General features: G+C 62.4%; 19 protein-coding genes. 16 read left to right on the forward strand and 3 right to left on the reverse strand.

Translation table 11 applies throughout. From position 1 onward, the window contains the following. Positions 1-403 precede the first annotated feature (403 nt). Positions 404-1,525: a cupin domain-containing protein gene (locus ABLV76_RS08140; protein ID WP_004206713.1), complete on the forward strand. Its 1,122-nt coding sequence runs from the start codon at positions 404-406 to the stop codon at positions 1,523-1,525. 57 nt (positions 1,526-1,582) lie between these two features. Here ABLV76_RS08140 and ABLV76_RS08145 read toward each other — a convergent pair whose 3' ends face one another. Together ABLV76_RS08145 and cusR are read right to left on the reverse strand one after the other, a co-directional pair. Next, positions 1,583-3,022 carry a Cu(+)/Ag(+) sensor histidine kinase gene (locus ABLV76_RS08145; RefSeq protein WP_348878271.1) on the reverse strand — a complete coding sequence of 480 codons (1,440 nt, stop codon included), beginning with the start codon at positions 3,020-3,022 and terminating at the stop codon, positions 1,583-1,585. Next, entirely contained in the window at positions 3,012-3,695 is a 684-nt protein-coding gene (cusR, locus tag ABLV76_RS08150; protein WP_004206716.1) for a copper response regulator transcription factor CusR, read from the reverse strand. The genes ABLV76_RS08145 and cusR overlap by 11 nt, the downstream gene beginning before the upstream one ends. A gap of 172 nt (positions 3,696-3,867) precedes the next feature. Here cusR and ABLV76_RS08155 point away from each other — a divergent pair, with 172 nt between their 5' ends. The 5 genes from ABLV76_RS08155 (at position 3,868) to ABLV76_RS08175 (ending at position 10,512) form a co-directional block, all read left to right on the forward strand. Beyond that, positions 3,868-5,253 carry an efflux transporter outer membrane subunit gene (locus tag ABLV76_RS08155; RefSeq protein ID WP_025999306.1) on the forward strand — a complete coding sequence of 462 codons (1,386 nt, stop codon included), beginning with the start codon at positions 3,868-3,870 and terminating at the stop codon, positions 5,251-5,253. 17 nt (positions 5,254-5,270) lie between these two features. Then, a complete protein-coding gene (cusF, locus tag ABLV76_RS08160; RefSeq protein WP_004206718.1) occupies positions 5,271-5,615 on the forward strand; it encodes a cation efflux system protein CusF in 345 nt (114 codons plus the stop codon). Positions 5,616-5,659: 44 nt separating this feature from the next. Beyond that, a complete protein-coding gene (locus ABLV76_RS08165) occupies positions 5,660-6,931 on the forward strand; it encodes an efflux RND transporter periplasmic adaptor subunit (RefSeq protein ID WP_348878272.1) in 1,272 nt (423 codons plus the stop codon). Positions 6,932-6,942: 11 nt separating this feature from the next. Next, a complete protein-coding gene (locus ABLV76_RS08170; RefSeq protein ID WP_348878273.1) occupies positions 6,943-10,092 on the forward strand; it encodes a CusA/CzcA family heavy metal efflux RND transporter in 3,150 nt (1,049 codons plus the stop codon). A gap of 72 nt (positions 10,093-10,164) precedes the next feature. Then, complete coding sequence (locus ABLV76_RS08175; protein ID WP_348878274.1) at positions 10,165-10,512, forward strand: DUF1294 domain-containing protein; 348 nt, start codon at positions 10,165-10,167, stop codon at positions 10,510-10,512. A 9-nt stretch (positions 10,513-10,521) separates the two neighbouring features. Here the strand turns inward: ABLV76_RS08175 and ABLV76_RS08180 are convergent, their stop codons facing one another. Continuing rightward, a complete protein-coding gene (locus tag ABLV76_RS08180) occupies positions 10,522-11,055 on the reverse strand; it encodes a lipocalin family protein (protein WP_002887259.1) in 534 nt (177 codons plus the stop codon). A gap of 117 nt (positions 11,056-11,172) precedes the next feature. Between ABLV76_RS08180 and ABLV76_RS08185 the strand changes: the two genes are divergently transcribed. The 10 genes from ABLV76_RS08185 (at position 11,173) to ABLV76_RS08230 (ending at position 18,987) form a co-directional block, all read left to right on the forward strand. Continuing rightward, positions 11,173-11,901, forward strand: a complete 729-nt coding sequence (locus ABLV76_RS08185; RefSeq protein ID WP_348878275.1) for a MerR family transcriptional regulator — start codon at positions 11,173-11,175, stop codon at positions 11,899-11,901. A gap of 231 nt (positions 11,902-12,132) precedes the next feature. After that, the gene (locus tag ABLV76_RS08190) at positions 12,133-12,567 is read left to right on the forward strand and encodes a nuclear transport factor 2 family protein (protein WP_016946719.1); all 435 of its coding nucleotides are present in this window, start codon (positions 12,133-12,135) and stop codon (positions 12,565-12,567) included. Next, entirely contained in the window at positions 12,564-13,283 is a 720-nt protein-coding gene (locus ABLV76_RS08195; protein ID WP_048294100.1) for an SDR family NAD(P)-dependent oxidoreductase, read from the forward strand. The genes ABLV76_RS08190 and ABLV76_RS08195 overlap by 4 nt, the downstream gene beginning before the upstream one ends. After that, positions 13,280-14,539 (forward strand): FAD-dependent oxidoreductase, encoded by a 1,260-nt coding sequence (locus tag ABLV76_RS08200; protein WP_348878276.1) that lies wholly within the window; start codon positions 13,280-13,282, stop codon positions 14,537-14,539. The genes ABLV76_RS08195 and ABLV76_RS08200 overlap by 4 nt, the downstream gene beginning before the upstream one ends. Position 14,540: 1 nt before the next feature. Then, positions 14,541-15,263: a DUF1365 domain-containing protein gene (locus ABLV76_RS08205; protein ID WP_004888758.1), complete on the forward strand. Its 723-nt coding sequence runs from the start codon at positions 14,541-14,543 to the stop codon at positions 15,261-15,263. Continuing rightward, entirely contained in the window at positions 15,260-16,480 is a 1,221-nt protein-coding gene (locus ABLV76_RS08210) for a cyclopropane-fatty-acyl-phospholipid synthase family protein (protein WP_004888756.1), read from the forward strand. The genes ABLV76_RS08205 and ABLV76_RS08210 overlap by 4 nt, the downstream gene beginning before the upstream one ends. After that, entirely contained in the window at positions 16,477-16,962 is a 486-nt protein-coding gene (locus tag ABLV76_RS08215) for a DUF2878 domain-containing protein (protein ID WP_004206727.1), read from the forward strand. The genes ABLV76_RS08210 and ABLV76_RS08215 overlap by 4 nt, the downstream gene beginning before the upstream one ends. Beyond that, the gene (locus ABLV76_RS08220) at positions 16,959-17,483 is read left to right on the forward strand and encodes a hypothetical protein (protein WP_032412917.1); all 525 of its coding nucleotides are present in this window, start codon (positions 16,959-16,961) and stop codon (positions 17,481-17,483) included. The genes ABLV76_RS08215 and ABLV76_RS08220 overlap by 4 nt, the downstream gene beginning before the upstream one ends. After that, positions 17,480-18,031, forward strand: a complete 552-nt coding sequence (locus ABLV76_RS08225; protein WP_004206729.1) for a DUF3833 domain-containing protein — start codon at positions 17,480-17,482, stop codon at positions 18,029-18,031. The genes ABLV76_RS08220 and ABLV76_RS08225 overlap by 4 nt, the downstream gene beginning before the upstream one ends. After that, entirely contained in the window at positions 18,028-18,987 is a 960-nt protein-coding gene (locus ABLV76_RS08230) for a DUF523 and DUF1722 domain-containing protein (RefSeq protein WP_004206730.1), read from the forward strand. Before ABLV76_RS08225 ends, ABLV76_RS08230 begins: the two co-directional genes overlap by 4 nt. Positions 18,988-19,218 lie beyond the last annotated feature (231 nt).

Here is a 19,218-nt window from a genome sequence, read left to right on the forward strand (position 1 = left end):
CGCTTTCCTCTTTCAGAGTCAACCCGTTTTTCAGGATTTTTCTCTTCAACCGAACCGGCTGTTTGTGTGAAGTGATTCACATCCGCCGTGTCAGTGGGAGCGCATTATAGGGAGTTCGCCGGAAGTAGCAAGGGTTAAAATAGAAAAATCTTATCGACCGCTCATTATTTGAACTTTTCGCTTATTCCTCTTCCTACCATTAAAGCCGCCATCCCAGTGTTCATGCGGCCTGCAGCGTAGTTAACGCGAAGAACGCTTTTTGGCAAAAAAGTGATTTTTCTCTCTTACCCAACGCCATTATCGCGCCGATGGTGAATTAAGCGCCACTCTTGACCCACGACAAAGCGCCCGCGCGGCCCCCCTTCCTATAATCAGGCCCGTTTCTTCTTACTGGTAATAATCGATGGCTTATCAACTCAACATTAACTGGCCCGAGTTTTTAGAGAAATACTGGCAAAAGCAGCCGGTGGTTTTAAAAAACGCGTTTCCGGACTTCGTCGACCCGATTACCCCGGACGAGCTGGCCGGATTAGCCATGGAGCCGGAAGTCGACAGCCGGCTGGTCAGTCTGACCAACGGTAAATGGCAGGCCAGCAATGGACCTTTTGAACATTTCGACGGCCTGGGCGAGACCGGCTGGTCGCTGCTGGCCCAGGCGGTAAACCACTGGCATATGCCGGCCGCCGAGCTGGTGCGACCGTTCCGCGTACTGCCGGACTGGCGTCTGGACGACCTGATGATCTCCTTCTCCGTCCCCGGCGGCGGCGTCGGGCCGCATATCGATCAATATGACGTCTTTATTATTCAGGGCATGGGCAGCCGCCGCTGGCGCGTGGGGGATAAGCTGCCGATGCGTCAGTTCTGCCCGCATCCGGCACTGCTGCACGTCGACCCGTTCCCGCCGATCATTGATGAAGATCTGCAGCCGGGCGATATCCTCTATATTCCACCGGGATTCCCGCACGATGGGATCACCCACGAAACCGCGCTGAACTACTCCGTCGGCTTCCGCGGGCCCAACGGCCGCGACCTGATCAGCAGCTTCGCCGACTATGTGCTGGAGAACGATCTTGGCGGCGAGCACTACAGCGATCCGGACCTCACCTGCCGCGAGCATCCTGGCCGGGTTGAAGAGTATGAACTCGAACGTCTACGCGGCATGATGATCGACATGATTCGCCAGCCGGAAGACTTCAAACAGTGGTTCGGCAGTTTCGTCACCACCCCGCGTCACGAGCTGGATATTGCGCCGGCGGAACCGGCATATGAAGAAGAGGAAGTGGTCGATGCGCTGCTGGGCGGCGAAAAGCTCTCCCGCCTGAGCGGCCTGCGCGTTCTGCATATCGGCGACAGCTTCTTCGTGCATAGCGAACAGCTGGACACCACCGATGCCGAAGCGCTGGATGCGCTGTGCCGCTATACCTCATTAGGTCAGGAAGAGCTCGGCAGCGGCCTGCAGAATCCGGCGTTCGTGAGCGAACTGACGCGGCTGATTAATCAGGGCTACTGGTACTTCGAAGAGTAAGAGAGTCGCGATACTGCGGGCAGCCGCCTGGCGCTGCCCGCTGGCTTTCAGCCGTTATTACACCTGTTTCGGCAACACTACAATAAACCGCGTCGAGCGCAGATCGGACTGCGCAGCCACGCTGCCGTGGTGGGCGCTGACGATGGATTTCACTATCGCCAGGCCGATGCCGCTGCCCTCCCCTTTACGCTGGCGCGAGGGGTCGACGCGATAGAAACGGTCAAACAGCCGCGGCAGATGTTCGGCGGCAATCGGCGTACCGGGATTCTCCACCACCAGGCGGACCGTCTCCGCGCTTTCGCTCAGCGCGATCGTCACCGCCTGGCCAGCCGGGGTGTAGCGGATCGCGTTCGACAGCAGATTGCTGATCGCCCGCCGCAGCATCAGCGGATCGCCAATCACCCGGCAGGGGCTGCCGACAAAGCGCAGCGCCACCGCCTTCTCTTCCGCCCACGCCTCGAAAAACTCAAACACCTTATGCACTTCCTCAGCCAGATCCAGTTCCCGCTGTTCGGGGATCAGCTGGTTGTTATCGGCCTGGGCGAGGAACAGCATATCGCTGACCATCCGCGACATACGCGAGAACTCTTCGAGATTGGAGTAGAGCACCTCTTCCAGCTCCTGCTGGCTGCGGCTCTGGCTTAAGGCGATTTCGGTTTGCGTCACCAGGTTGGTGATCGGCGTGCGGATCTCATGGGCGATATCGGCGGAGAAGTTCGACTGACGGGTAAAGACATCCTCCATCCGCTCCAGCATGTGGTTAAAGGAGAGCGCGAGCCGCTCCAGTTCGATAGGCACCGCCTGCGGGTCAAGGCGCACGTCGAGATCCCGCGAGGTAATATTCTGGATCTGCCGGCTGATCTGGCGGATCGGTTTATGTCCCTGATAGACCACAAACAGCACGATGGCGACGATCAGCAGGCTGATTATCGACGCGGCGGAAATCAGCTTCGCTTTCAGCTCATTAATATAGTGCAGGTGAAAATCGATGGATAAGGCCATCAGCAGATGGTACGCCGGTTTGCCGTCCGCCTGCTTGCCCAGCGGCAGCATGATCAGCCGCCAGGCACGGGTCTCCATTTGATGATTATCGTGCGCCATTGCCCGCGGCTGCGGGTCGGTCCATGAAATCACATTCCCGTCGCGCAGCTGCATCGCCAGGCCTGGCGTACTCAGCATATGGCTGAGATCTGGCCCGTTGGGCGACTGGAACAGAATATTGCCCTGCCCATCGTCCAGGCAGATAAAGACGTTGGCGTAACCCGCAATGATATTCTTCACGATCTCCAGTCGCCGCCCCTGCGGGTAGTCAGCGTGGTCGAGGACCGTCTCCAGGGTGGTGCTGAGCTGCCTGAGATCGTGAACGTCGCGCTCTTCAAAGTGGGCCTTCACCGAATGGATCATGATCCAGGTGAAGGCAAAAAAGGCGATGATGGTGGCGAGGCTAATAAAGAAGCTCAGCCGGGTGGCCAGGGAAAAGGGGCGCTTAGCGGCCATCCGGCACCTCAAGCATATAGCCGACGCCGCGCACGGTCTGGATCAGCTTCGGCTCGAAGTCGTTATCGATTTTGGCGCGCAGCCGCTTCACCGCCACGTCTATCGCGTTGGTATCGCTGTCGAAATTCATATCCCACACCTGCGAGGCAATCAGCGAACGCGGCAGCACCTCGCCCTGATGGCGCAGGAAGAACTCCAGCAGAGTGAACTCCTTGCTGGTCAGGGTGATGCGGGTGGCGCCGCGCGTCACCTTACGGCTGACCAGATCGACGCTGAGATCCGCCGCCTGAAACTGGCTTTCGACAATAACCGCCGCTCCGCGGCGCAGCAGCGTCCGCACCCGCGCCAGCAGTTCCGCAAAGGCGAACGGCTTCACCAGATAGTCGTCGGCGCCCAGCTCCAGCCCCTTCACCCGATGCTCAATGGTGCCCAACGCGGTAAGCAGCAGGATCGGCATGCCTTTCCCGGCGGCGCGCAGCATGCGCACGATATCCCAGCCGTTCACGTCCGGCAGCATGATGTCGAGGATCAGCAGATCATAGTCACCGGTCATCGCCAGGTGATAGCCGTTAAGGCCGTTATCGGCCAGGTCGACGACGAAGCCAGCCTCGGTGAGCCCTTTGGTCAGGTACTCCCCGGTTTTCTTCTCATCTTCGACAATCAAAATCTTCACCGCAGGCTCCTTCACGCGCGTTCTGTGCGGGTATTCAATTTTAGAGGAGCGCCTCCGGATAGCAATGAAATATCAGGAAAATGACAGCTTTGTCATTTTCCTGTCACGTCCTGAACAGAGGCCGCTACGTAAAGTAGCCGCCATGGATAAATCGTCGAAAACGTCTGCCGCCATGCGCCCAATAACGCGTCTTACCCTCAGCGTGATACTCGCCTTAACCGGCTGTGTCTCGCTCGCTCCGGACTACCAGCGCCCCGCCGCGCCGGTACCGCAGCAGTTCTCTCTCAGCCAGAACAAGCTGGTGACCGCAACCGCGGGCTATCAGGAGACCGGCTGGCGCACCTTTTTCGTCGACCCGCAGGTGAAAAGCCTGATTGGCACCGCGCTGACCAACAACCGCGATCTGCGGATGGCGACGCTGAAAGTGCAGGAAGCCCGCGCCCAATATCGGGTGACCGATGCTGACCGCTACCCGCAATTGAACGGTGACGGCAGCACCACCTACGGCGGCAAGCTTAAAGGCGACACCACCACCAGCAGCGATTACGCTGCCGGCCTGAATCTCAGCTATGACCTCGACTTCTTTGGTCGGCTGAAAAACCTTAGCGAGGCCGACCGGGAGAACTTCTTCGCCAGCGAAGAGGCCCGGCGCGCAGTGCATATCCTGTTGATTGCTAACGTTTCACAAAGCTACTTCAACCAGCGGCTGGCGGCAGCGCAGCTGCAGGTGGCCAACGATACCCTGCAAAACTATCAGCAGTCTTACGCGTTCGTTGAAAAACAGCTGCTGACCGGGAGCACTACCGTGCTGGCGCTGGAGCAGGCGCGGGGGATGATCGAGAGCACCCGCGCCGATATCGCCAGACGGCAGGGCCAGCTGGCGCAGGCTAATAACGCTCTGCAGCTGTTGCTCGGCAGCTATCAACCTCTGCCGGACGATAGCGCCAGCAGCGCCGTCGATCTGCAAGGCGTTACCCTGCCGCCATCGCTCTCCTCAGCGATCCTGCTGCAGCGGCCGGATATTTTAGAGGCCGAACACAGCCTGCGGGCGGCCAACGCCAACATCGGCGCCGCGCGGGCGGCCTTCTTTCCGTCGATCACCCTGACCAGCTCGCTCTCCGGTAGCAGCAGCGAGCTCGCCAGCCTGTTTAACGCCGGCAGCGCGATGTGGAACTTCATCCCCAAAATCGACATACCGATTTTCAACGCCGGGCGCAATCAGGCCAACCTCGATCTGGCGGAGATCCGCCAGCAGCAGCAGGTGGTCAACTACGAGCAAAAAATCCAGTCCGCCTTTAAAGAGGTAGCCGACGCGCTGGCCCTGCGCCAGAGCCTGGCCGATCAAATTGCCGCACAGGAGCGCTATCTCGCGTCGCTGAATATCACCCTGCAGCGCGCCACCGCGCTCTATCGCCACGGCGCGGTCAGCTACATCGAAGTGCTGAGCGCCCAGCGCGATATTTTCACCACCCGACAAACCCTGCTGGAACTCAACTATTCCCGTCAGGCAAATGAAATCACCCTGTTCACCGCCCTCGGCGGCGGCTGGATGGAATAACCCAAGGAGTCCCGATCATGAATTCACTGTCTAAAGTCGCCCTGTTCACTCTGATTTCTGGCGCGGTGTTCGCCGTCCAGGCCGCCGACCCGCACGCCGGCATGGCGATGCACGAACAGCCCGCCGCCGCGCAGACGCAAAGCATCAGCGGCAAAGGGGTCATTAAAGCCATTGATATGGATAGCAAAAAAATCACCATCGCCCACGAAGCCATCCCGGCGGTGAACTGGCCGCCGATGACCATGCGCTTCACCATCACCCCGCAGACGCAGCTCAACAATGTGAAGAACGGCGACAGCGTGGACTTCACCTTCGTTCAGCAGGGCAACCTGTCGCTGCTGCAGGATATTCGCGCCCACTAATGGCCCGGCGACGGCAAGCCTCTCAACGACGGAATGGACAACACATGGCATCCCTGACACTGAAAAACACGGCGCTGATCCTCGGCAGCATGGCGATCGGCGGCGCGCTCACCGCAGCGCTGTATACCTGGGCTGCGGCGCCCCACGACGCTGCCGCAGCCGCCCCGACGGCCGAGCAGCAGCGTAAAGTGCTGTTCTGGTACGATCCGATGTACCCGAACACCCGCTTTGATAAACCGGGTAAATCGCCGTTTATGGATATGGACCTGGTGCCGAAATACGCCGATGAGGAGAGTGCCGCCGCCGGAGCGCCGGGGGTGCGTATCGACCCGACGCAGACCCAGAATCTTGGCGTGAAAACCGCCGCCGTCACCCGCGGGCCGCTGCGCTACGCCCAGACCTTCCCGGCCAACATCAGCTACAACGAGTACCAGTACGTGATTATGCAGGCGCGGGCGGCGGGCTTTATTAATAAAGTCTATCCCCTGACCGTCGGCGACAAAGTGCAACAAGGTACGCCGCTGCTGGAACTGACCATCCCGGACTGGGTGGAAGCGCAGAGCGAATATCTTTTATTGCAGGAGACCGGGGGCACCGCTACGCAGGTCGAGGGGATCCTCGAGCGTCTACGCCTCGCCGGAATGCCGGACGACGATATCCGCCGCCTGAAAACCACGCGCAAGATCCAGACCCGTTTCACCCTCAAGGCGCCCATCGACGGGGTGATCACCGCCTTCGATCTGCGCGCCGGAATGAACATCGCCAAAGATAACGTGGTGGCGAAAATTCAGGGCATGGATCCGGTGTGGGTCAGCGTGGCGGTCCCCGAGTCCATCGCCTGGCTGATCAAAGACGCCTCGCAGTTCAGTATTCAGGTTCCCGCCTGGCCGGACAAAACCTTCCGCATCAGCAAATGGACGATCCTCCCCAGCGTCGATAGCGCCACCCGCACCCTGCAGCTGCGCCTGCAGGTCAACAACCCGGATGAAGCGCTGAAGCCAGGGATGAACGCCTATCTGCAACTGACCAGTGAAAGCGAACCGATGCTGCTGATCCCCTCCAAAGCGCTGATCGACAGCGGCAGCGAGCAGCGAGTGATTACCGTGGATAACGAGGGCCGCTTCGTGCCGAAGCGGGTCCAGGTCTTCCATGAATCCAATGGCGTCACGGCCATTCGCAGAGGGCTGCAGGAGGGCGAGAAAGTGGTCGCCAGCGGCCTGTTCCTGATCGACTCGGAGGCCAATATCGCCGGTGCGCTGGAGCGCATGCGCGCGCAAGCCCCGGATGCCGTTGCCCCTGCCGCCCACGCGCACTGAGGAAAGGAACCATGATTGAATGGATTATCCGCCGCTCGGTGGCCAACCGCTTCCTGGTGATGATGGGCGCGCTGTTTCTCAGCCTCTGGGGGACCTGGACCATCGTCCATACGCCGGTGGACGCCCTGCCGGATCTCTCCGACGTACAGGTGATCGTCAAAACCAGCTACCCGGGACAGGCGCCGCAGATCGTCGAAAACCAGGTCACCTGGCCGCTAACCACCACCATGCTGTCGGTGCCCGGCGCCAGAACGGTGCGCGGCTTCTCGCAGTTTGGCGACTCTTATGTGTATGTGATTTTTGAAGACGGCACCGATCCTTACTGGGCGCGCTCACGGGTACTGGAGTATCTCAACCAGGTACAGGGCAAACTGCCCGCCGGGGTGAGCGCCGAAATGGGCCCGGATGCCACCGGCGTCGGCTGGGTCTTCGAGTACGCGCTGGTCGACCGCAGCGGCAAGCATGATCTCGCCGAACTGCGCTCCCTGCAGGACTGGTTCTTAAAATACGAGCTGAAAACCATTCCTAACGTCTCAGAAGTGGCGTCGGTGGGCGGCGTGGTCAAGGAGTACCAGATTGTCGTCGACCCGATGAAGCTGACCCAGTACGGCATCAGCCTCGGCGAGGTGAAATCGGCGCTGGACGCCTCTAATCAGGAGGCGGGCGGCTCTTCGGTCGAACTGGCGGAAGCCGAATATATGGTGCGCGCCAGCGGCTATCTGCAGACCCTCGACGACTTCAAAAACATTGTGCTGAAAACCGGTGACAACGGCGTGCCGGTGTATCTCGGCGACGTCGCGCGGGTACAGGTCGGCCCGGAGATGCGCCGCGGTATCGCCGAACTGAACGGCGAAGGCGAAGTGGCCGGCGGGGTGGTGATCCTGCGCTCCGGCAAGAACGCCCGGGAAGCGATCTCGGCGGTCAAAGAAAAACTGGCGTCGCTGCAAAGCAGCCTGCCGGAAGGGGTTGAAGTCGTCACCACCTACGACCGCAGCCAGCTTATCGACCGCGCCATCGACAACCTCAGCCACAAACTGCTGGAAGAGTTTATCGTCGTCGCCCTGGTCTGCGCCCTGTTCCTGTGGCACGTGCGCTCGGCGCTGGTGGCGATTATCTCCCTGCCGCTCGGCCTGTGCTTCGCCTTTATCATGATGCATTTCCAGGGACTCAACGCCAACATCATGTCGCTGGGCGGGATCGCCATTGCGGTGGGAGCGATGGTCGATGCCGCCATCGTGATGATTGAGAACGCCCACAAGCGGCTTGAGGAGTGGGCGCATCAGCATCCGGGAGAGAAGCTCGGTAACGACAGGCGCTGGAAAATCATTACCGACGCCTCGGTGGAGGTTGGCCCGGCGCTGTTTATCAGCCTGCTGATCATCACCCTGTCGTTTATCCCCATTTTCACCCTCGAAGGCCAGGAGGGCAAACTGTTCGGCCCGCTGGCCTTCACCAAAACCTGGTCGATGGCCGGGGCGGCGCTGCTGGCGATCATGGTGATCCCGATCCTGATGGGCTTCTGGATCCGCGGCAGGATCCCGGCGGAGAGCAGCAACCCGCTGAACCGCTTTTTGATCCGCATTTATCATCCGCTGCTGCTGAAGGTGCTGCACTGGCCGAAGACCACCCTGCTGATCGCGCTCCTGTCGATCCTGACGGTTGTCTGGCCGCTTAACCGGGTCGGCGGCGAGTTTCTGCCGCAGATCAACGAGGGCGATCTGCTGTATATGCCGTCAACGCTGCCGGGGATCTCCGCCTCGCAGGCGGCGGATATGCTGCAGAAGACCGACAAGCTGATCATGACGGTGCCGGAGGTGGCGCGGGTGTTCGGCAAAACGGGTAAGGCAGACACCGCTACCGACTCCGCGCCGCTGGAGATGGTGGAGACCACCATTCAGCTCAAGCCGCAGGATCAGTGGCGGCCGGGGATGACCATGGAGAAGATCGTCGACGAACTGGACAAGACCGTGCGCCTGCCGGGGCTGGCGAACCTGTGGGTGCCGCCGATCCGCAACCGCATCGACATGCTCTCCACCGGCATCAAGAGCCCGATCGGCATTAAGGTTTCCGGCACTAACCTGGCCGATATCGACGCCATCGCCGGGCAAATTGAGGTGGTGGCGCGCAGCGTGCCGGGGGTCACGTCAGCATTAGCCGAGCGGCTGGTGGGCGGGCGCTACCTCGACATTGATATTCAGCGTGACAAGGCGGCCCGCTACGGCATGACCGTCGGCGACGTGCAGCTGTTCGTCTCGTCCGCTATCGGCGGGGCGATGGTCGGCGAAACGGTGGAGGGCGTCGAGCGCTATCCGATCAACATCCGCTACCCGCAGAGCTATCGCGACAGCCCGCAGACCCTGCGCCAGCTGCCGATCCTCACCCCGCTGAAGCAGCAGATCGTCCTCAGCGACGTCGCCGAGGTGAAGGTGGTCAGCGGGCCATCGATGCTGAAGACCGAGAACGCCCGCCCCACCAGCTGGATCTACATCGACGCCCGCGACCGTGACATGGTGTCAGTGGTGCACGATCTGCAGCAGGCCATCGGCAAAGCGGTGAAGCTGAAGCCGGGCATCAGCGTGTCGTATTCCGGGCAGTTCGAGCTGCTGGAGCGCGCCAATCAGAAGCTGAAGCTGATGGTGCCGATGACGCTGATGATTATCTTTGTGCTGCTGTACCTGGCGTTCCGCCGCGTCGGCGAGGCGCTGCTGATCATCGCCAGCGTGCCGTTCGCCCTTGTGGGCGGGATCTGGTTTCTCTACTGGATGGGGTTCCATCTGTCGGTAGCCACCGGCACCGGCTTTATCGCCCTGGCCGGCGTGGCCGCGGAGTTTGGCGTGGTGATGCTGATGTACCTGCGCCACGCCATCGAGGCCGAGCCATCGCTGGAGAACCCGCGTACCTTCAGCGTCGAGAAGCTCGACGAGGCGCTGTACCAGGGGGCGGTGCTGCGCGTGCGGCCGAAGGCGATGACCGTGGCGGTGATTATCGCCGGCCTGCTGCCGATTTTGTGGGGCAACGGCGCCGGGTCGGAGGTGATGAGCCGCATCGCCGCGCCGATGATTGGTGGAATGATCACCGCCCCGCTGCTGTCGCTGTTTATTATTCCGGCGGCGTATAAGCTGATGTGGCTGTCCCGGCATCGGGGCAAGCGCGGCCGATAGCCCGCCGCGTTTACGCCGGTCCGGGAAATTGGCTATAGTGGCGCCATTCTTCTGGCCGGCATGAACGTCCCTATGAATCTGAACCTGGTATGTTATTCCCTGCTGCTGCTCACCGCCGTGGGCAGCGCCCTGCTGCCCTACCCGCTGGCGATGTGGTTTTTACTGAGCAGCCTTCTGACATGGCTTATTTATGGCGCCGACAAGCTGGCGGCACGCAAAGCCTGGCGCCGGGTGCCAGAAACCACGCTACTGGTGCTGGGCCTGGTGGGAGGCTGGCCGGGGGCCATCCTCGGCCAGCAGTGCTTTCGTCATAAAACGCAAAAGCAGCCCTTCCGGACGTGGTTTTTCATCAGCGTGGCGCTGAACGTGGCGGCGCTGGCCGGGATGTACGTGGTTTATACCCACCTGCTCAGCCGCTAAGGGGCGAGGCTAGCGCGGCGTCTGGCGGATCCACACCAGGCGATCGACGTCAAAGCCCAGCTCGCGCGCGGTATTCAGGTAATCCTGCTTCACCGCCGCCGGAATGGTGGGGGTGCGCGACAGGATCCAGAGATAGTCGCGGTTGGGGCCGCTGACCAGCGCGTACTGGTAGTCGTCGTCCAGACGGATCACGTTATAGCCGCCGTAGAATGGCCCGAAGAACGACACCTTCAGCGCCGCGGTGGTGGGGGCGCCGGTGAAATAGGCTTTCCCGTCGCTCTCATTCCAGCGTTTTTTAACCGGGTCATAACCGCGATTGACGACGCTGATCCCCCCGTCGCTGCGGGCGCCGTAGGTGGCGGTCACCTGCTCCAGGCCTCGCTCGAAGCGATTCTCCAGGCGAGCGACCTCATACCATTTTCCGAGATAACGACTGGCGTCAAACCCGCTAATCGGCTGTACGCCCTTCGGCGGGGTGGGCGATTTGCAGGCCACGAGGGTCAACGCGATAGCGACGCCAGTGACAACAGGCCATAGCTTCATGAGAACTCCTTTCATTTACGCGGTTGGGGGAAAGTGTAGTGCAAAGCCGCTACACTTCACGCCAGCCGACGTGATTCGTAGTATATTGAGAATATTCTTTGTTAACAGGTGGCCTCCATGCCTTACTCCATCGGCGAATTTGCCCGACTTTGCGGGATAAATGCGACCACGCTTCGCGCCTGGCAGCGCCGCTACGGCCTGCTTAAGCCGCTGCGCACCGATGGTGGACACCGTCTGTACAGCGATGACGACGTCCAGCAGGCGCTGAAGATCCTCGACTGGGTGAAAAAAGGGGTGCCGGTTAGCCAGGTGAAGCCCCTGCTGTCGCGCCCCGGCGCGCGGCGCACCAACAACTGGCTGACGCTGCAGGAGACCATGCTGCAGCGGCTGAAAGAGGGAAAAATCGAGTCCCTGCGCCAGCTTATCTACGATGCCGGGCGCGAATATCCGCGTCAGGAGCTGGTGACCGAGGTGCTGCGTCCGCTGCGCAGCCAGGTCTCTGCCAACGTGCCGGCCATCATGACCCTGCGCGAAATCCTCGACGGCATCATCATCGCCTACACCTCGTTTTGCCTCGAAGGCGATAAGAAGGCGCCCGGGGATAACTTTCTGATCACCGGCTGGCACCTGACCGACGCCTGCGAAATCTGGCTTGAGGCGCTCAAGCATACCGGCCAGGGTCATCGCATCGACGTCCTGCCGGTGCCTCCCGCCGCCCTGGCGCCGGAGATTTTTCCCCAGCGCAACTGGCTGCTGGTCACCAGCGGTAAACTCTCCGCCGCTCGTCAGAGGCAGATCGAACTCTGGCAGCAGCAGGTCGTCTCCCTCGAGGTGATCCCGCTCTAACCCCCTGTTTTCACTTACCTCCACGCTCTGTTCCGCCAGCGCCCGGTGGCGCGGCGGGCGCACGCTTGCCCTTTGCGCCACGCGTGATTTTCACCCTTTAAAACACCAATAATAAACATATGATTTTTAACACAAATAAAATATATTTTTCCACAAACTTGGACAAATAATTTTATTTGTGTAAGTTTTAAGTATGCCATTACGCCACCGTGTTTAGCCAGGATGTGATCCATGAGCACCTCGCCGTCCGTGATTCGTCGTTTCGTTGAGTACTACGCCGGGCTGGATGCGCAGCCGCCCTCGGCGCTGGCCGCGCTGTACCATCCGGACGCGACGCTGAGCGATCCTTTTGGTCAGCACCAGGGGCTGTTTGCCATCCAGCGCTACTTTACCCATCTGCTGGCCAACGTGGAGCAGTGCCGGTTCACCATCGACACGCCGCTCTGCGACGGTCAGCGGTTCGCCGTGACCTGGACCATGCACTGGTCGCATCCGCGCATTGCCGGCGGAGAAACGCTGGCCCTGCCGGGCTGCTCGGTGGTGGACATCGCCGGGGAGCAGATTCTCCATCAACGCGACTACTACGACGCCGGGGAGATGATCTACGAGCATCTTCCCCTGCTGGGCTGGGCGGTACGCGGCGTGAAACGGAGGGTGCGCTCATGATGACGGTGCTTATCACCGGCGCCAGCTCCGGGATTGGCGCCGGCCTGGCGAAATCCTTCGCGGCGGATGGCCACCTGGTCATCGCCTGCGGGCGCGATGCGTCGCGCCTGACGGCGCTGCAGCAGTTCAGCCCCAATATCAGCGCGCGCCTGTTCGATATGACAGACAAGGACGCCTGTCGCCAGGCGCTGACGGGCTGTTTTGCCGACCTGATCATTCTCTGCGCCGGCACCTGCGAATACCTCGACCACGGACAGGTGGATGCCGCCCTCGTGGAGCGGGTGATGGCCACCAACTTCCTTGGGCCGGTGAACTGCCTGGCGGCGCTGCAGACGCAGCTGGAGGCTGGCGATCGGGTGGTGCTGGTCAGCTCCATGGCGCACTGGCTGCCCTTCCCGCGCGCGGAAGCCTATGGCGCCTCCAAGGCGGCGCTGACCTGGTTTGCCAACAGCCTGCGTCTTGACTGGGAGCCGAAAGGGGTCGCCGTCACGGTGGTCTCTCCAGGCTTCGTCGACACCCCGCTGACGCGCAAAAACGACTTTGCCATGCCCGGCCGGGTGAGCGTGGATCGGGCAGTGGCGGCGATCCGCCACGGCCTGGCGAAGGGAAAAAACCACATCGCCTTCCCCACCGGTTTCAGCCTGGCCCTGCGGCTGCTGGCCAGCCTGCCGTCAGGTATGCAGCGCCTGCTGTTGCGCAGGATGGTGCGCTCATGAACATCGCCATCATCGGCAGCGGCATCGCCGGGCTGACCTGCGCCTGGCGGCTGGCCGGACACCATCAGGTGACGCTGTTCGAAGCGGGCGCCACGCCGGGCGGCCACACCGCCACCGTGGATGTCACCACGCCGCAGGGCACCTGGGCCATCGATACCGGATTTATCGTCTACAACGATCGCACCTATCCGCGCTTTATGGGCCTGCTCAGCGAGCTGGGGATCGACGGGCAAAAAACGCAGATGAGCTTCTCGGTCCACAACCCGGCCAGCGGCCTGGAGTACAACGGCCACAGCCTGACCTCGCTCTTCGCCCAGCGACGCAATCTGCTGAAGCCGGCCTTCTGGGGGCTGCTGAGCGAGATCGTCCGCTTCAACCGACTGGCAAAACTGGCGCTGACCGAGGCGCTGGATCCGGGCGCGACGCTGGAGAACTTCCTCTCCCGCCACCGTTTTAGCCCCTTCTTCGCCCGCCACTATATCCTGCCGATGGGGGCGGCCATCTGGTCGTCGTCGCTGCAGGAGATGCGCCGCTTCCCGCTACCGCTGTTTTTGCGCTTCTTTGAAAACCACGGTCTGCTGGATATTCGCGATCGTCCGCAATGGTATGTGGTGCCCGGCGGTTCCCGGGAATACGTCCGCGCCCTGCTCACCAGGCTCGGCGATCGCCTGAACCTGCGGCTCAACGCGCCGGTGCAGCAGGTGGACCGCCACACGGCGGGAGTTATCCTGCGGCTGGCGTCCGGGGAGGCGCATTTTGACCAGGTGATCTTCGCCTGCCACTCCGCGCAGGCGCTGGCGATGCTGGCGGCGCCCACCGACGCCGAGCGTGAGGTGCTGGGGGATATCGGATGGCAGCGCAACGAGGTGGTGCTGCACAGCGATCCGCGCTGGCTGCCGGAGCGCCAGCGCGCCTGGGCCAGCTGGAACTATCGCCTGAGCGACGGGGATCGGGCCCGGGCCTGCGTCACCTACAACATGAATATTCTCCAGGGGCTGCCTGCGGGCGCCCCCCTGTTCTGCGTCACTCTGAACCCGGACGCGCCGGTGGACGATCGCTTTGTCTGGCAGCGCTTCGTCTATGAGCATCCGCTGTTTAACCCGCAAAGCTGGTCGGCCCAGCTGCGGCGCGAAGAGATTAACGGCCAGCAGCGGAGCTGGTACTGCGGGGCCTACTGGTACAACGGCTTTCATGAGGACGGGGTACGCAGTGCGCTCGACGTGGTGCAGGGCATCGCCGCGGCGGAGGAGAACTGAAATGAACAGCTGCCTCTATCAGGGCGTCCTGCGCCACCGTCGCCTGCAGCCGAAGGCGCACCACTTCGTCTACCGCCTGTTTATGGCCTGGCTTGACCTTGACGAACTGGACAGGCTGCCTGAGGCAGGCATCCGTCGCAACCGCCTGGCCGCCGCCGCCTGGTACGACGCCGATTATCCGCTGGGCGCGCCGCTGAAGGCCCAGGCGCTGAACCGGCTGGAGAGCCTGACCGGCTGCCGCCCGGCGGGCCGCGTGATGCTCCTGACCCAGCTGCGCTACTTCGGCTTCCATTTTAATCCGGTCAACTTTTACTACTGCTATGACGAAGCCGACACCCTGCGCTGGGTGCTGGCCGAAGTGCGCAACACGCCGTGGAATGAGCGTCATTACTACGCGGTGGACGGCCAGCAGGCGCGCCCGCTGGAGAAAGCCTTTCACGTTTCGCCGTTTAACCCGATGGATATGGTCTATCACTGGCGCTTCAACGCGCCGGGCAAAACGCTGCACATGCACATTGAAAACCATCAGGCCAGCAAGGTGTTCGACGCCACGCTGGCCCTGAGCCGCGTGCCGTTAACCCGCGCCAACCTGCGCGGGCTGCTGCTGCGTCTGCCGATGATGACCCTGAAAACCGTCCTCGCCATCTACTGGCAGGCGCTGCGGCTATGGCTGAAGCGCGTGCCGCTGTACAACCATCCTGTCAGCAGGAGTGAACGCTCATGACCGATCCCGTCTTTGCGCTTGAACCCGATGTGCCGCGCAACGTGCGGCTCGCGCGCTGGCTGCTCTTTCGTCTGTTGAGCGGCCTCCGCGAAGGCTCGCTCACCGTGCGCGAAGGGGCGCAGACTTTTCATTTTGGCGACCCCGCCGCCGCGCTGCGCGCTGAGGCGCGGGTCTGCACGCCGGAGGTGTACTGGCGTCTGCTGACCGGCGGCAGTCTCGCGGCGGCCGAGGCCTGGATGGACGGCGACTGGGAGAGCCACCAGCTGACGGCGCTGTTGCAGATCCTCGCGCGCAACGGCGAGGTGCTGGGGCGTCTGGAGCGCGGCTTTCGTCTGCTGGGTAAGCCTGTCGCCCGCCTGCGCCACTGGACTCGACGCAACACCCGCGCCCAGGCGCGGGAGAACATTGCCGCCCATTACGACCTCGGCAACGAATTTTATGCCCACTTTCTGGATGACGACCTGCTCTACTCCAGCGCGCTGTTTACCGACGACGAGCAGGATCTGACCCAGGCCCAGCGGGCCAAGATGGCGCGTCTGTGCGACCAGCTGGCGCTCAACCCCGGCGATCATCTGCTGGAGATTGGCACCGGCTGGGGGGCGCTGGCCGAGTACGCCGCCCGCCATTACGGTTGCCGGGTCACGACTACCACCCTTTCCCGGGAGCAGCACCGCTGGGCTACCGAGCGCATGGCCCGCGCCGGGCTGCAGGATCGCGTCGAGGTGCTGCTCTGCGACTACCGCGATCTGCGCGGCGAGTACGACAAACTGGTGTCGGTGGAGATGATTGAGGCGGTGGGCCAGCGCTACCTCCCGGCCTTCTTCCGCACCTGCCAGGCGCGCCTGCGCCCGGGCGGTAAAATGGCCCTGCAGGCGATCACCATTCAGGATCAGCGCTATCGCGACTACAGCAAAAGCGTCGATTTTATCCAGCGCTACATCTTCCCGGGCGGCTTTTTGCCCAGCATCACGGCAATGAGCGAGCTGATGACCCGCCATACCGATTTTGTGGTGCGCAACCTGTTCGACATGGGCCCGGACTATGCCCGCACCCTGGCGCACTGGCGGCAGCGTTTTACCCACGCCTGGCAGGATATTGAAAAGCTCGGCTTTGATGAGCGCTTCCGCCGGATGTGGCTCTACTACTTCGGCTATTGCGAAGCCGGATTTAACGCCCGCACCATCAGCGTGGTGCAGCTCACCGCGGAGCGGGTATGACACGCCCGGCGCAGCACTTGCTGATGGCCCTCGCGTTCGATGTTTACTGGACGCTGGTGGTGATGTTGCGCGAGCGCGGCCTGCTGATCTGGCTGACGCTGGCCATCTTCGCCTGGCTGCGGTTGCCGGCGGCCAGTCGTCCGCCCGCCCTGCTGCTGGCCGCGGCGGGCTGCGGGCTTGACGCCTGCTGGGCGCTGGCGGGGCTGATTGATTTTCCCGGCGACAGCCTGCTGCCCCTGTGGATGGTGGCCCTGTGGCTGATGTTCGCCGTCGTCTGGACCCGACTGACCCGCACCGCGACGCTTCCCGGCTGGGTGCTGGCCACGGCGGCGACCCTCGGCGGCCCGGTGGCCTACCTGATCGGCGCTCGCCTCGGAGCCATGACCCTGCTGGTGCCGACGGCGCTTGCTGTGGCCGCCATGGCCTGCGGCTGGCTGGTGATCATGCTGCTGTTCCATCTGGGGATGGGGAGGCAAAAATGAGATTCGCCCTGTTACTGCTATGGCTGACCGTCCTCGCCCCGGCGGCCCACGCCGCCGACTGGCTGGCGTGGCGCCGCGTCGGCGAGGCGACCCTCACCTGGGGGCCGTTCACCGTCTATCACTCACAGCTGCGCACGCCCAATGGTCGGTATGACGGCCCGCAGCAGGATCGGGCGCTGATCATCACCTACCAGCGCGACATCGATCGCGAGGCGCTGGTGGACGCCACCCGCGACCAGTGGCAGGCGCAGGGTATTCTGCAACAGGAACCGCGCAGCGAAGCCTGGCTGCGCATGCTGCAGGGGCTCTGGCCGGACGTCGCGCCGGGCAGCCAGCTGGCGTTCGTGGTCCGCGGCGGCGAGGGGCAGTTCTGGTACCGCGCCAGCGCCGCACAGACCGCCTTTACCCCGCTCGGCCCGCGCCAGTCGGCGGCGTTCAGCACCCGCTTTCTCGCCATCTGGCTCGATCCACGCACCACTTATCCCGAACTGCGTCAGCAGTTGATCGGAGGTACTCCATGAAACGCATTCTGACCCTTGGCCTGGCGCTGCTGATGCTGATGCTCGCCGGCTGCAGTACCGAGGTCACCGAATACCGGCAGCAGCAGCCCGCCCTCGACATCTTTCACTATTTTCAGGGGCGAACCGAGGCGTGGGGGATGGTGCAGGATCGCAACGGCAAACAGCTGCGCCGCTTCCATGTTGAGATCGATGGCGACGTCGTCGGCGATACCCTGACGCTCCATGAGCGCTTTGTCTATGACGATGGCGAGAAGCAGCAGCGGGTATGGCGCATTCGCCGCACCGGCGATAACCGTTATCAGGGCACCGCCGGGGATATCGAAGGCGTGGCCAGCGGCCAGGCGGCAGGCAATGCCTTTCACTGGCGCTACAGCATGAACGTCGAGGCCAGCGGCAGCCGGTGGCTGCTGCACTTTGACGACTGGATGTACCTGCAGGACGGCAGCCATTTGTTTAACAAAACCGAGATGAAGAAATTCGGCATTACGGTCGCCACCGTGACCCTTTTCTTTACCCGAACCACAGCAGAAGAGAGGACAGCGCCATGAACACGCAACCTGTCATTGGGATCAGCGGATGTTTAACCGGCTCAGCCGTGCGATTCGACGGCGGGCATAAGCGTATGGGCTTTGTGATGGATGAGCTCGCGCAGTGGGTGGCGTTTAAGCCCGTCTGCCCGGAGATGGCGATCGGCCTGCCCGTACCCCGCCCGGCGCTCCGCCTGGTGCAGACTCCGGTCGGGGAGATCCGCATGCGCTTCAGCCACGCCCCGCACGAGGATGTGACGGAGAAGATGGCCGATTTTGCCAACGCCCATCTGGCAACTCTGGGCGAGCTGTCGGGCTTTATCGTCTGCGCCAAATCGCCGAGCTGCGGGATGGAGCGCGTGCGGCTGTATGACGAAAAAGGCAATCGCGGGCGTAAGGAAGGCGTGGGGCTGTTTACCGGCGCCCTGATGGCGCGCTACCCGTGGCTGCCGGTGGAAGAGGATGGCCGGCTGCACGATCCGCTGCTGCGGGAGAACTTTGTCGAGCGCGTTTTCGCCCTGCATGAACTCAACGCCCTGCGCGCCCGCGGCCTGACCCGCCACGGCCTGCTGGCCTTTCACAGCCGCTACAAGCTGCAGCTGCTGGCTCACCACCAGGCGGGCTACCGCGAGATCGGCCCCTTCGTCGCCTCGCTGCATGAATGGGAGGATCTGGAGGCTTTCTTCGAGGTCTACCGTGAGAAGCTGATGGCGATCCTCAAGCGGCCCGCCTCGCGGAAAAACCACACCAACGTGCTGATGCATATTCAGGGTTATTTCCGCGACCAGCTGAACAGCCGCCAGCGCGGCGAGCTGCGGGAGGTGATCCTCAACTATCGCGCCGGGCTGCTGCCGATCCTCGCCCCGCTGACGCTGCTTAAGCACTATCTGGCCGAGTATCCGGATCGCTACCTGCAGGCGCAGAACTATTTTGACCCCTATCCGCAGGATCTGGCCCTGCGCCTGACGGTGAACTGAGGGGGGATGGGCCAGCTGCCCGGCGGCGCTGCGCTTGCGCGGGCCTGGGGGGGGGGGTGAGCCTGTGTGAGGGAACGTAGGCCGGATAAGGCGTCAGCCGCCATCCGGCATAAATGGAGCGCACCAGTCGTAGCCCGGCTAAGCGTAGCGCCAGCCGGGAACGCTCCTTCGGCAATGCTATCGCATCAGAACCACGCCTCAAACATCCCGCCGACGTTCAGCGAATCCAGC

Origin of the sequence: Klebsiella sp. GB_Kp047 (genome assembly GCF_040065235.1) — a bacterium.
GTDB lineage: Bacteria > Pseudomonadota > Gammaproteobacteria > Enterobacterales > Enterobacteriaceae > Klebsiella > Klebsiella quasipneumoniae.

Bases quoted from the DNA above. Each gene is read 5' to 3' on its own strand.
- ABLV76_RS08215 (WP_004206727.1), top strand. From the start codon at position 16,477: ATGACACGCCCGGCGCAGCACTTGCTGATGGCCCTCGCGTTCGATGTT.
- ABLV76_RS08225 (WP_004206729.1), top strand. From the start codon at position 17,480: ATGAAACGCATTCTGACCCTTGGCCTGGCGCTGCTGATGCTGATGCTC.
- ABLV76_RS08205 (WP_004888758.1), top strand. From the start codon at position 14,541: ATGAACAGCTGCCTCTATCAGGGCGTCCTGCGCCACCGTCGCCTGCAG.
- ABLV76_RS08155 (WP_025999306.1), top strand. From the start codon at position 3,868: ATGCGCCCAATAACGCGTCTTACCCTCAGCGTGATACTCGCCTTAACC.
- ABLV76_RS08220 (WP_032412917.1), top strand. From the start codon at position 16,959: ATGAGATTCGCCCTGTTACTGCTATGGCTGACCGTCCTCGCCCCGGCG.
- ABLV76_RS08190 (WP_016946719.1), top strand. From the start codon at position 12,133: ATGAGCACCTCGCCGTCCGTGATTCGTCGTTTCGTTGAGTACTACGCC.
- ABLV76_RS08175 (WP_348878274.1), top strand. From the start codon at position 10,165: ATGAATCTGAACCTGGTATGTTATTCCCTGCTGCTGCTCACCGCCGTG.
- ABLV76_RS08185 (WP_348878275.1), top strand. From the start codon at position 11,173: ATGCCTTACTCCATCGGCGAATTTGCCCGACTTTGCGGGATAAATGCG.
- ABLV76_RS08210 (WP_004888756.1), top strand. From the start codon at position 15,260: ATGACCGATCCCGTCTTTGCGCTTGAACCCGATGTGCCGCGCAACGTG.
- ABLV76_RS08145 (WP_348878271.1), bottom strand. From the start codon at position 3,022: ATGGCCGCTAAGCGCCCCTTTTCCCTGGCCACCCGGCTGAGCTTCTTT.
- ABLV76_RS08165 (WP_348878272.1), top strand. From the start codon at position 5,660: ATGGCATCCCTGACACTGAAAAACACGGCGCTGATCCTCGGCAGCATG.
- ABLV76_RS08200 (WP_348878276.1), top strand. From the start codon at position 13,280: ATGAACATCGCCATCATCGGCAGCGGCATCGCCGGGCTGACCTGCGCC.
- ABLV76_RS08230 (WP_004206730.1), top strand. From the start codon at position 18,028: ATGAACACGCAACCTGTCATTGGGATCAGCGGATGTTTAACCGGCTCA.
- ABLV76_RS08140 (WP_004206713.1), top strand. From the start codon at position 404: ATGGCTTATCAACTCAACATTAACTGGCCCGAGTTTTTAGAGAAATAC.
- cusF (WP_004206718.1), top strand. From the start codon at position 5,271: ATGAATTCACTGTCTAAAGTCGCCCTGTTCACTCTGATTTCTGGCGCG.
- ABLV76_RS08180 (WP_002887259.1), bottom strand. From the start codon at position 11,055: ATGAAGCTATGGCCTGTTGTCACTGGCGTCGCTATCGCGTTGACCCTC.
- ABLV76_RS08170 (WP_348878273.1), top strand. From the start codon at position 6,943: ATGATTGAATGGATTATCCGCCGCTCGGTGGCCAACCGCTTCCTGGTG.
- ABLV76_RS08195 (WP_048294100.1), top strand. From the start codon at position 12,564: ATGATGACGGTGCTTATCACCGGCGCCAGCTCCGGGATTGGCGCCGGC.